Here is a 12,715-nt window from a genome sequence, read left to right as displayed (position 1 = left end):
ACACATGACCCAGCAAGCACTCGCCGCATCCGCCGCCGGGGACGACCCGGCCGAGGGGCTGCGCGCCGTCCGGGCCCTGCGCGAGCTGGCCGACCGCCTCGAGGCGCTCCAGGTGGAGCGCGCCCGGCGGCTCGGCTGGTCCTGGCAGGACATCGCCGGCGCACTCGGGGTCTCCCGGCAGGCGGTCCACAAGAAGTACAACCGGAGGATCTGATGTTCGAGAAGTTCACGAAGGACGCCCGCGCCACCGTCGTCGAGGCCCAGGTCGTGGCGCGTGACGCCCACAACGACCAGATCGACGGCCGCCACCTCCTCGTCGCGCTCGCGTCGCGGCCCGGTCCGGCCCGCGAGGCCCTGGCCGCCGCGGGGGTCGACGTCGCCGAGCTCCTCGGACGGGCGCGGAACGGCCTCACGGCCGGCGACGCGCTCGACCCGGCAGCGCTCGCCGCCGTCGGCATCGACCTGGACGAGGTGACGCGCCGCACCGAGGCCACGTTCGGCGAGGGCGCGCTGGCCCGGGCGGGCCGGGCGCTGCGCGGGCGCCGCGGGCACATCCCGTTCACGCCGGACGCCAAGAAGTCGCTGGAGCTCGCGCTGCGCGAGGCGATCCGGCTGGGCTCGCGCGAGATCACCGGCGGGCACCTGCTGCTCGGGCTCACCCGCGCCGACTCCCCCGCCCGCCGTCTCCTGGCCGACGGCGGCGCCGACCTCGACCGCGTCCGGCACCTCGCGGAGGGCTCGGCCGAGGCGGCCTGACGCCGTCCGGAACCTGCCATCTGACTGGTATCGGCCAGGTTTCCGGCCTGCTGTTACACGCGCGAAACCCAGTGGTCCGACCCCCGGCACTAGGAAAAGGGCACGTTCTCTCGAAAGGGACTTCTGTGCTCACCATCTCCACCCCCGTCAGGGGGCTCGTCGCCGCAGGCGTGACGGCCGCCCTGGCGGTCGGTGCCGCGACGGCTTCCGTCGCGGCACCCGCGAGCCCCGGCGGCCCCGCCGCACCGGGCGGCACGACGGCGGCGCTCCCGCCGTCGTCGCCCGGCTCGCGCAGCGTCACCCTGATCACCGGCGACACCGTCACCCTCGCGACCGCGGCGGACGGCTCGACCGTCACCACGGTCACGGGACCCGGCGGCGTCGCCTCGTCCTACCACCGCACCGAGCGGGACGGCAGCACGTACGTCTACCCGGACGCCGTGCTGCCCTACGTCACCGCCGGCACCCTCGACGACCGCCTGTTCAACGTGACGCAGCTCCTGGCGACGGGTACGACGACGCTCGCACCGACGCGCTGCCGCTGATCGTGCGGTATACCGAGGCGGCGGCGCGGTCGCGCGCCACGACCCCGCTCGACGGCTCCGACGTCGTGCGCGCGCTGCCCAGTGTCGACGGCGCCGCCGTCGCGCAGGACCGCGACGACGCGGCCGCGTTCTGGACCGCGCTGACCGGCACTCCGGGCGCCACGTCGGGCGCCGAGACCGCCCGGGGCGCGGACGGCACGCCCGCCTTCGCCCACGGCATCGAGAAGGTCTGGCTCGACGGCCCGGTCACCACTGACCTCGCCGAGTCGACCGCCCAGATCGGCGCGCCCGAGGTGTGGTCCGGCGGCAACACCGGCGAAGGGGTCGACGTCGCCGTCCTGGACACCGGCATCGACCCGACCCACCCGGACCTCGCGGACCAGGTGGCCGCGGCCGAGTCGTTCGTCGAGGGCGAGAGCTTCATCGAGGACTACGCGGGGCACGGCACCCACGTGGCCTCGACGATCGTCGGTACCGGCGCCGCCTCCGACGGCGTCGAGCGGGGTGTCGCACCCGGCGCACGCCTGCACGTCGGCAAGGTGCTGGACAGCGACGGCCGGGGCTACGAGTCCTGGATCATCGCCGGCATGGAGTGGGCCGCCCGCGACCAGGACGCCCGCGTGGTCAGCATGAGCCTCGGCGGCGCGCCCGCGGGCACCGACGACCCGATGGCCGCCGCGGTCGACGAGCTCAGTGCCGAGACCGGCGCGCTGTTCGTGGTGGCGTCGGGCAACTCCGGCCCGCGCTCGGTCGGCACCCCGGCGATGGCGACGTCGGCCCTCGCGGTCGGCGCCGTCGACGCGTCGGACGCCCTGGCCGAGTTCTCCAGCACCGGACCTGCGCTCGACGGCGGCATGAAGCCGGAGGTCAGCGCCCCCGGCGTCGACATCCTGGCCGCCCGCTCGCAGCTCACCCGCGGCTCGGGGCTGTACACGACCATGAGCGGCACCTCGATGGCGACCCCGCACGTGGCGGGCACCGCGGCGCTCGTCGCGGCGGCGCACCCGGACTGGACGGCGGAGCAGATCAAGGAGGCGATCGTCAGCACGGCCGTCGCCACCCCGGACCACACCGCCTTCGAGACCGGCAGCGGCCGGGTCGACGCGGTCGCGGCCGTGGACGCGACCGTGTTCGGCACCGCGAGCGCCGGCTTCGGCTTCCACGTCTGGGGCGAGGAGCCCGACGAGCCGGCGTCGAAGCCGATCACGTACACCAACCTCGGGGACGAGGCGGTCGACCTGGACCTGGCGGTCGAGGGCGCGGTGCCGGACGGTTTCCTGGCCCTGTCGGCGGACTCGGTCACGGTGCCGGCGCACGGCACGGCGTCGGTGACGCTCACGGCCGACCTCTCGCTGCTGCCCGCGGACGCCGACCTCTCCGCGCGCGTGGTGGCGACGGACGGCTCGGGCGCGGTGCGCGCCCGCACCCTGACGGGCGCGACCCGGGAGGGGCAGCGTCAGGACCTCACCATCACGGTGAAGGACGGCGCGGGGCGCCCGGCGGGCGGCAAGGTGATCGTCACGTCGGACGACATCTTCGCGGGTGCCGACCTGGACGAGGACGGCACCGCCGTGCTGCGCCTGCCGGTGGACAGCTACAGCGGCTGGCTGAGCGTCGACGTCGAGGGCGCGAACGGGCCGGGCTCGCAGGGTGCGGCGCTGCTGAGCTTCACCGACGTGGACCTGAGCCAGGACCGCGCCGTCGTGCTGGACGCCCGCAAGGTGGTCCAGGTGCAGGCCGTGGTGCCGCAGGAGACCGATCCCGCGGTGATGCGCCTGGACGTGCTGCGCTCGTACCCGAACGGCGGCCTCACGGCCAGCTCCATGTTCCCGGGGCCGGAGTACGACAGCCTGTGGGCGCTGCCGACGGACCGGAAGGTGACGGACGGGCTGTTCGAGTTCGGCACGCAGCTCCGCCTGGAGCAGCCTGCCCTCACGATCGACCAGGGCCGGGCCGAGCTGGGTGACCTGCGCGTCAGGCGCGGGTCCACGCCGCTGCCGGCCGGGCGGCGCACGCTGCCGGTGGTCGAGGTCGAGGGGGTGGCCGACCTGGCTCGGGCGGCGGCCTCACCCGGGGCCGGTGGGCCCGGGCACGGCCCGAAGCCGCCCGCGGTGAAGGGCAGCGCCGTCGTGGCGCACGCGAGCACGGTCGAGGAGATCGCGCCGCTGGCCGACGCGGCCGCCGACGCCGGGGCGCGCCTGCTGCTCGTCGTGCACGAGGGCACCGGACGCCTGGCCCCGTGGGACGAGGCGCCGTGGACCCCCGGTGCGCCGGCACCCCTGACCGTGGCGACGCTGACGTCCGGCCAGGGCGACCGGCTGCTGCGGTCGCTGGACGGCCGGCGGCCGGAGGTCACGGTCACCTCCAGCCCCACCACCGAGTACGCCTACGACGTGGTGCACCACTGGACCGGCGCCGTGCCGGCCCGGCCCACATGGACCACGACCAAGCGGGACCTCGCCCGGGTCGACGTCTCGTTCCTGCACGAGCGTCCGGGCCCGGCCCTGGAGTCCCGGTTCGACCTGTGGCACGGCTGGACCGCGGGCAACCAGCTCGCCGCCCCGGCGCAGGGTGAGCGCACGGACTGGGTGGACGCGGACACGTCGTGGACGCAGAGCGCCCACCTGCCGGGCGAGATGGGGCAGTCGTCCCTCGAGGTGCTGCGGTACGCGGCCCGCTCGACCAGCGAGGTGACGTTCTTCGGGCCGATCCTGCGCCCGCGCATGGGCGAGCTGGACCTGCAGCCGGTCCGGTACCTGGACCAGATGTACGTGCGGGTGCCGGGCTGGGGCGACTCCGGCAGCGGGCACCTGGGGTCCACCGGCGGCGGCAACTTCGCCGTCCGCAACTGGGCGGCGCTCTACCAGGGCGACACCGAGCTGCAGTGGAGCAACGCGGAGTTCCTGCCGGTCACGGGCCTGCCGGACGAGCGGCTGCCCTACCGCGTCGTGGTCGACAACGACCGGGCCGGCTGGACGGGGACGTACTCGACGCACACGCGCACGGAGTGGACGTTCACGTCGGGCGCGACGGGGCCCGACGCGGCCGAGCCGCTGCCGCTGGTCCAGCTCGACTACGGCATCGACACCGACTCCGCCGGACGGGCCGCGCGCACCGCCCGGCTGTCGGTGACGCCGTCGCACCTGACCGGCATCACCGCGACGGTGGGCCGCCCGACGGTCGAGGTCTCGTACGACGACGGCGCCACGTGGCGGCGGCTCGACCTCACGCGTGACCGTGGCTCCTGGTCGGGGCGGCTGTCGGCGCCGAAGGGGGCCGCGTTCGCCACGCTGCGGACGTCGGTCACCGACAGCGAGGGCAACGGGGTGACGCAGACGCTGACGCGGGCCTTCGGCCTCCGCTGACACGCGGCACCCCGGCAATCACCTTCGAGGCCGAGGTTGCTTCGCTTTGAGGCCGCTCAAAGCGAAGCGACCTCGGCCTCGAAGCGGATCGGGGCGGACGACGGCGGGGCCGCCGCCGCAGTCACGTCGACATCGTGGACTTTCGCCCGGAACGTCCTGTGTGCCCCGCTACGATCGGGCGCCATGAAGCACGCCCGCAGCGACGGACCCGACCTCGCGTTCCGGATCGGCCGCCGGGTGGTCGCGGCCGTCGCCGATGACATGTCGACCGCGCAGCGCGTCGGTGTCGGCGTCGTCGGGGCGCTCGTCGCCCTCACACCGTTCGGGGCGTGGAGCCCGGCCCAGGCGCAGACCGCCCCGCTGGTGACCGGCACCGCCGTCGAGGTCGGGCCGTTCGAGGTGACCGTCGAGAAGGCCGCCGTCGCCGACGACCTGGGCCTGCTGGTGCCGGAGCCGGGCAACCAGATGCTCGCCGTCGTCGCGAGCGTGACCAACACCGGCGAGGTGCCCGAGTACAGCGTCACGCTGGGCGACACCATGCCCGCCCCGCGCGGCGTCGGCATCGTTCCCGAGGAGCCGTTCGGCGAGCCGGCGGCAGAGACGGGCGGCGAGGCCGACCTGCCCTCCCCCACGATCGTGAACATCGCGGACGGGACGAGCCGCAGCATCCTGAACCCCGGGGTGACCTACCGCCTCGCGTTCATCTGGGAGCAGAGCGGCGACTTCGCGGGCGAGACCGTGCCGCTGGAGCTGATCGACCTCGGCTGGGTCGAGGAGGACCTGGCGGGCCTGGACGACGGCCACTGGTACGTCGGCGAGGCGGCCTTCTCGGGCGACGTCCCGGTCGGGCAGGCGGGGCCCGGCACAGAGGCAGGGCAGCAGTGAGGCACGGACGCCGCCGCATCACCTGGTCGGGCACCGCGCTCGTGCTCGGCGCCGTGACCGCGGGGTGCGCGCTGGTCACCTACCTGCCGCAGGACCAGGGCCTGGACACGCCCGTCGTCGTCGAGGGCGTCCCGGGCGAGACCCTCGACCTCACGTACGCGGAGCTCACCGTGACCGACGTGCGCGTCGCCGACACGCTGGAGGGCACGACGGAGACGGCGGTGGCCGGCGGCACGTTCCTCGTCGTCGACGTGACGTGGCGGGCCACGCGGACGCAGACGACCTTCGCGGGGGCCGAGGTCACCGACAGCCAGGGCCGTCGGTTCTGGCCGTCCGCCCTGGGCGACTGCGCGGCGTCCGCCACGTCCCAGCCGGGTTACGCCTGGCGTGCCACGTACTGCTTCGACGTGCCGGAGGACGCCCTGGCGGGCGCGACCGTACGGCTCGCCCGCGGCAGCCAGTCCGAGGAGCACGCGGAGCAGCGGCGCGACGCCGTCGCCGTCGTCGACCTCGGGATCACCGCGGGCGCGGCGCGCACCCTGTGGGACGCGGCCGAGACCGTGCGGCCCGAGCCGCAGGGGTTCGCCGTGCCGGGCGCGGGAGACGCGGCTACGGGAGACGCGAGCACAGGAGACGCGAGCACAGGAGACGCTGGAGGGGACGCATGACCACGCTGGTGACCCCGGCCGTACCGGGGCCGGGCGGGGAGCAGGACGAGCGCCCGGCGCCGAGCCTGCCGCCGGGCATGCTGCCCGGCACGATCCCGCCGAGCCCGCCGCCGCAGGCCGCGCGGGCGGGCTGGTGGCGGCGCAACGTGGTCTGGCTCGTGCTGCTGCCGGTGGCGGTCGTGGTGGCGGCGGGGGCGTCGTCGTTCCGGGTGTGGGCCTTCTGGTGGCCGACGGGGCTGCACCACGAGGTGGACCGCGTCACGCAGGGCGGCGTGGCGCACTACGCGGGTGAGTACTACGACCTCGGCCTCAGCCTGCCCGAGCGGGCGAACACCGACGTGCTGCGCGAGGTCGACATGACGGTGACGAACGTCGAGCAGGTGGCGACCCTGCCGGCGCCCCAGTTCGGCGACCCGGTGGAGGTCCCCGACGGGTCGGTCGCGTACCAGGTGCAGCTGCAGCTCGCGGCGGAGCCGCAGACGGACCTGTCGGGCTGCCAGATCGTCCTCGTGGCCGACGACGGCACGCGGTACGGGGAGGACACGTCGGACCTGCTGCTCGGCTCGGTCTACCGCTGCCTGCCGCCCGACGCCGAGGACTCGCTCAGCGTGCAGCCGTCGTGGGACGTGACGTCGTACGTGCTGGTGGACGCCGACGCGACGATCACCCAGGTCTGGCTCGCGTTCGGGGGCCCGGAGTACGTCAGGACCGACCTGCCGCCGCGGTGACCGGGCCGGCGGCGCGCTCCTCCGCCTCCTCCGCGCGGACCGCGAGGCCGTGCTCGACCAGCCGTGCGACGGTCGCCGCCACGAGCGCCGCCGCGAGCGCCAGCGAGATCGCGAGCCCGGCCGCAGCCTCCATGGGGCTGAAGGCGAGCCAGGTGTCGCTGTCCACGGGGCCGGTGACGGCACGCACCAGCCAGCCGACGGCGTACGGCGCCCGCATGACCACGAGGTAGCCGAGGCAGAAGACGAGCATGGGGCCGAGGCCGCCGTGCACGATCATCTTCAGCCCGTCCCACAGGGCGGAGAGCCGGGCGCGCAGGTCCTCGGTGAGCGACTCCAGCAGCGAGCGCAGGCCGGACGGGATCCAGGTCATGCGGTCGAGCCAGCGGTGCTCGGTGGACGGCGGCTCCATGAGGCGGTGGCCCAGCACCACGGCGCCGATCGCGAGCCAGGCCAGGGGCGCGACCAGGACCACGTCGAGCGACTCCAGGACGGTGACCGCGTTGTCGGCGGCGACGGACGCGGTCTCGTTCGCGGTCTCCCCCAGCGCCTCGCGCGCCGAGCCGATCGAGCCGGTCGCCGCCGCGACGAGCTGCCGGTCCTCCGCGACACCCCAGAGACGCTGCTGCACGGTCTCGATCTGGCCGGCCACCTGACCGGTCCAGTAGATCTCCAGGACCGCGCCGAGCACCGCGATGCCGAGGAACCCCACCCGCCCCTCGAGCCGGCCCAGCAGCCAGCGGAGCAGGAACGCGACGGCGACGATGGCGCACAGCGTCCAGCCGGACCAGACCCCGAGCCGGGCCGTGAAGTCCACGCCCTGCGTGGTGAACGTGTCGTTGAACAGCTCGTCGGCGGCGGCCTCGTTGAGGAACCGGGCGCGGTCGGCGTCCATGAGGCCCTCGACCTCGTACACCACGAGGAAGGGCACCAGCACGGAGAGGGCGACGTCGACGAGGCGCCGCTCGCGCTTCTCGGACGGCATCATCGGTGCGCCCGAGCCGGGCAGCAGGCCGGGGACCCCGCCGCGCGCGGGGGCCGGGTCCGGGCGCAGGACCGGGAGCGAGCCGCGGCACACCCAGAGCATCCCGACCACGGGCAGGAGGTAGCCCAGCGGGCTGACGATCAGCAGGAGCTGGGCCACGAACGAGTTCCAGTCGCTCAGCTCGACGGCGCCCCACATCGCGCCGTTGCGCACGGCGACGCCCAGCAGCCCGAGCGTCAGGAGCGCGGGCCAGTGCGCCACGAACAGGCGGCCGGCCGAGAGCAGGATCCTCATGGCGACACATAGTGGCCCATACCGGGCACCGGGCGCCAAGCCTGCCCGCGGGACGGGGCGGGCCGTGGTCCCCTCCCTTTCGAGACCGAGGTTGCTTCGCTTTGGAGGCCTCGAAAGCGAAGCAACCTCGGTCTCGAAGAAAAGGAGGGGACGACGGCGGACCTCAGGCCGCGTCAGCGACGCCCGTGGCGACCGGCCCAGCTGGGCCGGCCCGGCTGGGCCGGGGGTCGCTCAGAGCTTCGTGATCGCCGTGTACTTCAGCGCGATGCGCTTGGTGCCGTTGGTGCCGAAGTCGATCTTGACGACGGCGTTCGCCTCGACGTCCACGACGGTGCCGAGACCGTACGAGTCGTGGGTGACGCGGTCACCGATCTCCAGGCTGGGGACGTTCTTCTGGACGTCGATGCCGCCGAACCCGCCCTTCGCGCCCGCCTTGCGCTGCGGCGAGAACGCGTTGGTCTGACCACCGCCCGAGGCGCCCGAGCCGGACGCGCCGGACCCGCGCGACCCGCCCGTCCGGCCGCCCGACCAGGACGAGCCGGACCCGGACCCGGACCCGCGCGGGCCCCGCCCGGAGCCGTAGCCGCCCGAGCCGTACCCGCCGCCCCAGCCGCCGCGGCCCGCGCGGATGGCCGCTGTGGACGACTCCCGGCGCCGCCAGTCCCACAGGTCCTCGGGGATCTCCTGGAGGAACCGGCTCTCGGGGAACTCGTTGGACATGCCGAAGGCCGCCCGGGTCGAGGACCGCGTGATGTAGAGCCGCTCGCGCGCCCGGGTGATGCCTACATACGCCAGCCGGCGCTCCTCGGCGAGCTCCGTGTCGTCGTGCAGCGAGCGCATGTGGGGGAACGTGCCGTCCTCCATGCCCGTGAGGAACACGACCGGGAACTCCAGCCCCTTGGCCGTGTGCAGGGTCATGAGCGTGACGACGCCCTGGTTCTCGCGGGGGGCCTCCTCCGCGGCGCCGTCGGCCACGTCCTCGTCGGGGATCTGGTCGCTGTCCGCGACCAGCGACACCCGCTCGAGGAAGTCCGCGAGCGAGCCCTCGGGGTCGGTCTCCCCGAAGTCGACGGCGACCGCGTGCAGCTCGGCGAGGTTCTCCACGCGGCCCTCGTCCTGCGGGTCCTCGCTCGCGCGCAGCTCCGCGAGGTACCCGGTGCGGTCGAGCACGGCGCCGAGCACGACGGCGGGCGCCGCGCCGTCGTCGACCAGGCCGCGCAGCTCCCGCATGAGGTCGCGGAACGCGAGCAGCGGCTTGAGCGACCGGGTGGTCATGCCCGGGATCTCGTCGGCACGCTCCAGGGCGGCACCGAACGAGATGCGCTCCCGGTCGGCGAACGTCGCCACGAGCGACTCCGCACGGTCGCCCAGGCCACGCTTGGGCACGTTGAGGATGCGGCGCAGGTTCACGTCGTCGTCCTCGTTGGCCAGCGCGCGCAGGTAGGCGACCGCGTCCTTCACCTCGCGGCGCTCGTAGAAGCGCGTGCCGCCGACCACCTTGTACGGCAGCCCGACGCGCACCAGCACCTCCTCCAGCGCCCGCGACTGGGCGTTGGTGCGGTAGAAGATCGCGACGTCGCCCGGGCGCACGCCCTCGGCGTCCCCGAGCTTGTCGATCTCGTCGGCGACGAACCGGGCCTCCTGGTGCTCGTCGTCCGCCACGTAGCCGACGATCTTGGCCCCGGCCCCGGAGTCGGTCCACAGGCGCTTGGGCGTGCGGCCCGCGTTGCGCGAGATCACCGCGTTGGCCGCGGTCAGGATGTTCTGCGTGGAGCGGTAGTTCTGCTCCAGCAGGATGGTGGTGGCGGCCGGGTAGTCCTTCTCGAACTCCAGGATGTTGCGGATCGTGGCGCCGCGGAAGGCGTAGATGGACTGGTCCGAGTCGCCCACGACGGTGAGCTCGGCCGGGTCCAGGCCCGTCTCGTCGGACACGCCCACGCCCGCCAGCTCCCGCACCAGCGTGTACTGCGCGTGGTTGGTGTCCTGGTACTCGTCGACCATGATGTGCCGGAACCGGCGGCGGTAGTGCTCGGCGACGTTCGGGAACGCCTGGAGCAGGTTCACCGTGGTCATGATGATGTCGTCGAAGTCCAGCGCGTTCGCCTGCGCCAGGCGCGCCTGGTAGCGCGTGTAGACGTCGGCCAGCACCTGGTCGAACTTCGGCGTCGCCGCGTTGCGCTCGTCCGCCGACTGCCCGCCCCAGGGCCTGCGGATGCCGCCCGCCGGCTCGGCCTGCGCCTCCTGCTCGGCGTGGGCGCTCGCCTGGCGCGCGTAGGTCTCCGGGTCGACCAGCTCGTTCTTCAGGTCGCTGATCTTGTTGGACAGCCCGCGCGCCGGGTACTTCTTGGGGTCGAGGTTGAGCTCGCGCGTGACCAGCGTGATGAGGCGCTGGCTGTCCGCCGCGTCGTAGATGCTGAAGCTCGACCGCAGACCCAGGTTCGTCGCCTCCCGGCGCAGGATGCGCACGCACGCGGAGTGGAACGTGGACACCCACATGCGGTTCGCCGCGGGCCCGACCAGGCCCTCGACACGCTCGCGCATCTCGGCGGCGGCCTTGTTCGTGAACGTGATCGCGAGGATCTCCCCCGCCCGCGCCCGCCCGGTGGCCAGCAGGTAGGCGATGCGGTGCGTCAGCACGCGCGTCTTGCCCGACCCGGCGCCCGCGACGATGAGCAGCTGCCCGCCCTCGTGCACGACGGCGGCCCGCTGCTGCGGGTTGAGCCCGTCCAGGAGCTCCTCCGGGTCGAGGTGCGCGTAGGCGCCCCGGGCGCGCGGCGCCTCGGACTCGTGGGGCAGGCCCGCCAGCCACTCGGGCTCCGCGGGCAGCGCCGACTCGCCCGGGTCGCCGTCCGGCGCGTCGTCGTCCCAGCGCGGTGCCGTGCTGGGCAGGCGCGCCTCGTCGCCCGGCGCGGCGGGTTCGAGGCCGGGCAGGGACAGGCTGTCGAAGAGGGAAGTCATCGCCCCTAAGCCTAGGCGGGCTCACCGACACTGCCGACGGGCCACGCGCACTGCCGACGGGCCACGCGGCCCGGCCGACCGGCCGCCGCACCGCCCGCTATCACCGCTGCGATATCACGACGCCATTTCTGTGCTTCACCACCGCCCTGCCATACCACCCCGGAAAATGCCACCCCTGAACCCGGGTGATCTGTGGATGAACAATGCCGGGTGAAACGCTGGTTCACCCCCTCCCGCGCTTTCTGCCCCCGCCGGGCCGGGCAAGAATTTCGCACATGCCTCCCGCCGCCCCGCACGTGCTGGTGATCATCCAGAACCTGCCTTTCCGGATCGACCGCAGGGTCCGTTCCGAGTGCCGCGCGCTGACGGACGCGGGCTACCGCGTGAGCGTCGTCTGCCCGCAGGAGACCCCCGACGAGCCGGCCCGGTTCCAGGTGGACGAGGTCACCGTGCACTCGTACGCCCCGCCGCCCCCGTCCCGGGGCGCCGTGGGGTACGTGCGGGAGTTCGCCGTCTGCTGGTGGCGCACCGCGCGCGCCGCGGCGCGCGTGCACCGCACCGCCCCGTTCGACGTGATCCAGGCCTGCAACCCGCCGGACACCTTCTGGCTCCTGGCCCTGCTGTGGCGGCTGCGCCGCGGCGTGCGGTTCGTGTACGACCAGCACGACCTGTGCCCCGAGGTGTACCTGGCCAAGTTCGGCCGCCGCGACCTGCTCTACCGGGCCCTGCTGCTCCTGGAGCGCGCGACCTACCGGACGGCCGACCACGTCATCTCGACCAACGGCTCCTACCAGGAGATCGCGCAGCGCCGCGGCCGGGTCGACCCCGCGCGCAGCTCGGTGGTGCTGAGCACGCCGGACGCCGACCTCATGCGCCGCGGCGACACCGAGCCCGGGGCTCGTGACCAGGCCAAGCACCTCGTCGCGTACGTGGGCATCATGGGCGCGCAGGACGGCGTGGACCGCCTCCTGGCCGCCGCCGACCACGTGGTGCACGAGCGCGGGCGCACCGACGTGCGGTTCGCGCTGCTGGGGTTCGGTGACGCCCTCGACGACCTGCGGGCCGACTGCACGCGCCGCGGCCTGGACCCGTTCGTGACCTTCACCGGCAAGGTCGACCACGCCGCGATCGGCCGCTGGCTGTCCAGCGCCGACCTGGGCGTCACCCCCGACCCGCCGAGCGAGTTCAACGACCGCTCCACCATGAACAAGACGCTCGAGTACATGGCCCACGAGCTGCCCGTCGTCGCCTCGGACCTGACCGAGACGCGGCGCAGCGCGGGCGAGGCGGCGCGGTACGTGCCGGGTACCGACCCGGCCGCCCTCGGCGACGCGATCCTCGAGGTGCTCGACGACCCGGAGCGCGCCCGCGCGATGGGTGCCGTAGGCCGCGCCCGGATCGAGGGCGAGCTGTCCTGGCGCCGGCAGGCGGCCACCTACGTGGGGGTCTTCGACCGCCTCACCGGACGCACCGGCGAGCGCACGACGGCGGACGCCGCACCGCTCGGGTGAATACCCGGGCACGACATTCTTTA

10 protein-coding genes are annotated in these 12,715 nt (G+C 74.1%); 8 read left to right on the top strand and 2 right to left on the bottom strand.

The features are described from left to right. Positions 1 to 4 precede the first annotated feature (4 nt). The 7 genes from APR03_RS11455 to APR03_RS11425 all read left to right on the top strand — a co-directional run bounded on the left by APR03_RS11455 (position 5) and on the right by APR03_RS11425 (position 6,947). The gene (locus tag APR03_RS11455; RefSeq protein ID WP_253835772.1) at positions 5 to 214 is read left to right on the top strand and encodes a helix-turn-helix domain-containing protein; all 210 of its coding nucleotides are present in this window, start codon (positions 5 to 7) and stop codon (positions 212 to 214) included. Continuing rightward, positions 214 to 756, top strand: a complete 543-nt coding sequence (locus APR03_RS11450; protein WP_253835770.1) for a Clp protease N-terminal domain-containing protein — start codon at positions 214 to 216, stop codon at positions 754 to 756. The genes APR03_RS11455 and APR03_RS11450 overlap by 1 nt, the downstream gene beginning before the upstream one ends. 125 nt (positions 757 to 881) lie before the next feature. Further along, on the top strand, positions 882 to 1,301 hold the full coding sequence (locus tag APR03_RS11445; RefSeq protein WP_253835768.1) for a hypothetical protein: 420 nt from the start codon (positions 882 to 884) through the stop codon (positions 1,299 to 1,301). 2 nt (positions 1,302 to 1,303) lie between these two features. Further along, a complete protein-coding gene (locus tag APR03_RS11440; RefSeq protein ID WP_253835767.1) occupies positions 1,304 to 4,666 on the top strand; it encodes a S8 family peptidase in 3,363 nt (1,120 codons plus the stop codon). A gap of 183 nt (positions 4,667 to 4,849) precedes the next feature. Further along, the gene (locus tag APR03_RS11435; protein ID WP_253835766.1) at positions 4,850 to 5,551 is read left to right on the top strand and encodes a hypothetical protein; all 702 of its coding nucleotides are present in this window, start codon (positions 4,850 to 4,852) and stop codon (positions 5,549 to 5,551) included. Beyond that, on the top strand, positions 5,548 to 6,219 hold the full coding sequence (locus APR03_RS11430; RefSeq protein WP_253835765.1) for a DUF4352 domain-containing protein: 672 nt from the start codon (positions 5,548 to 5,550) through the stop codon (positions 6,217 to 6,219). The genes APR03_RS11435 and APR03_RS11430 overlap by 4 nt, the downstream gene beginning before the upstream one ends. Then, positions 6,216 to 6,947, top strand: coding sequence for a hypothetical protein (locus APR03_RS11425; protein WP_253835764.1), 732 nt, complete (start codon positions 6,216 to 6,218; stop codon positions 6,945 to 6,947). The genes APR03_RS11430 and APR03_RS11425 overlap by 4 nt, the downstream gene beginning before the upstream one ends. Here the strand turns inward: APR03_RS11425 and APR03_RS11420 are convergent. Next, entirely contained in the window at positions 6,922 to 8,223 is a 1,302-nt protein-coding gene (locus APR03_RS11420) for a hypothetical protein (RefSeq protein WP_253835763.1), read from the bottom strand. The genes APR03_RS11425 and APR03_RS11420 overlap by 26 nt on opposite strands. A 231-nt stretch (positions 8,224 to 8,454) precedes the next feature. Continuing rightward, positions 8,455 to 11,181 carry a UvrD-helicase domain-containing protein gene (locus APR03_RS11415; RefSeq protein ID WP_253835762.1) on the bottom strand — a complete coding sequence of 909 codons (2,727 nt, stop codon included), beginning with the start codon at positions 11,179 to 11,181 and terminating at the stop codon, positions 8,455 to 8,457. Positions 11,182 to 11,456: 275 nt separating this feature from the next. Between APR03_RS11415 and APR03_RS11410 the strand changes: the two genes are divergently transcribed. Further along, complete coding sequence (locus APR03_RS11410; RefSeq protein WP_253835761.1) at positions 11,457 to 12,692, top strand: glycosyltransferase family 4 protein; 1,236 nt, start codon at positions 11,457 to 11,459, stop codon at positions 12,690 to 12,692. The last annotated feature ends 23 nt before the right edge of the window (positions 12,693 to 12,715 follow it).

It is taken from the genome of Promicromonospora thailandica (assembly GCF_024171955.1).
Classification (GTDB): Bacteria; Actinomycetota; Actinomycetes; order Actinomycetales; family Cellulomonadaceae; genus Promicromonospora; species Promicromonospora thailandica.
This window is presented reverse-complemented; position numbering and strand designations above follow the sequence as displayed.

Bases quoted from the DNA above. Each gene is read 5' to 3' on its own strand.
- APR03_RS11415 (WP_253835762.1), bottom strand. From the start codon at position 11,181: ATGACTTCCCTCTTCGACAGCCTGTCCCTGCCCGGCCTCGAACCCGCC.
- APR03_RS11455 (WP_253835772.1), top strand. From the start codon at position 5: ATGACCCAGCAAGCACTCGCCGCATCCGCCGCCGGGGACGACCCGGCC.
- APR03_RS11435 (WP_253835766.1), top strand. From the start codon at position 4,850: ATGAAGCACGCCCGCAGCGACGGACCCGACCTCGCGTTCCGGATCGGC.
- APR03_RS11450 (WP_253835770.1), top strand. From the start codon at position 214: ATGTTCGAGAAGTTCACGAAGGACGCCCGCGCCACCGTCGTCGAGGCC.
- APR03_RS11410 (WP_253835761.1), top strand. From the start codon at position 11,457: ATGCCTCCCGCCGCCCCGCACGTGCTGGTGATCATCCAGAACCTGCCT.
- APR03_RS11425 (WP_253835764.1), top strand. From the start codon at position 6,216: ATGACCACGCTGGTGACCCCGGCCGTACCGGGGCCGGGCGGGGAGCAG.
- APR03_RS11420 (WP_253835763.1), bottom strand. From the start codon at position 8,223: ATGAGGATCCTGCTCTCGGCCGGCCGCCTGTTCGTGGCGCACTGGCCC.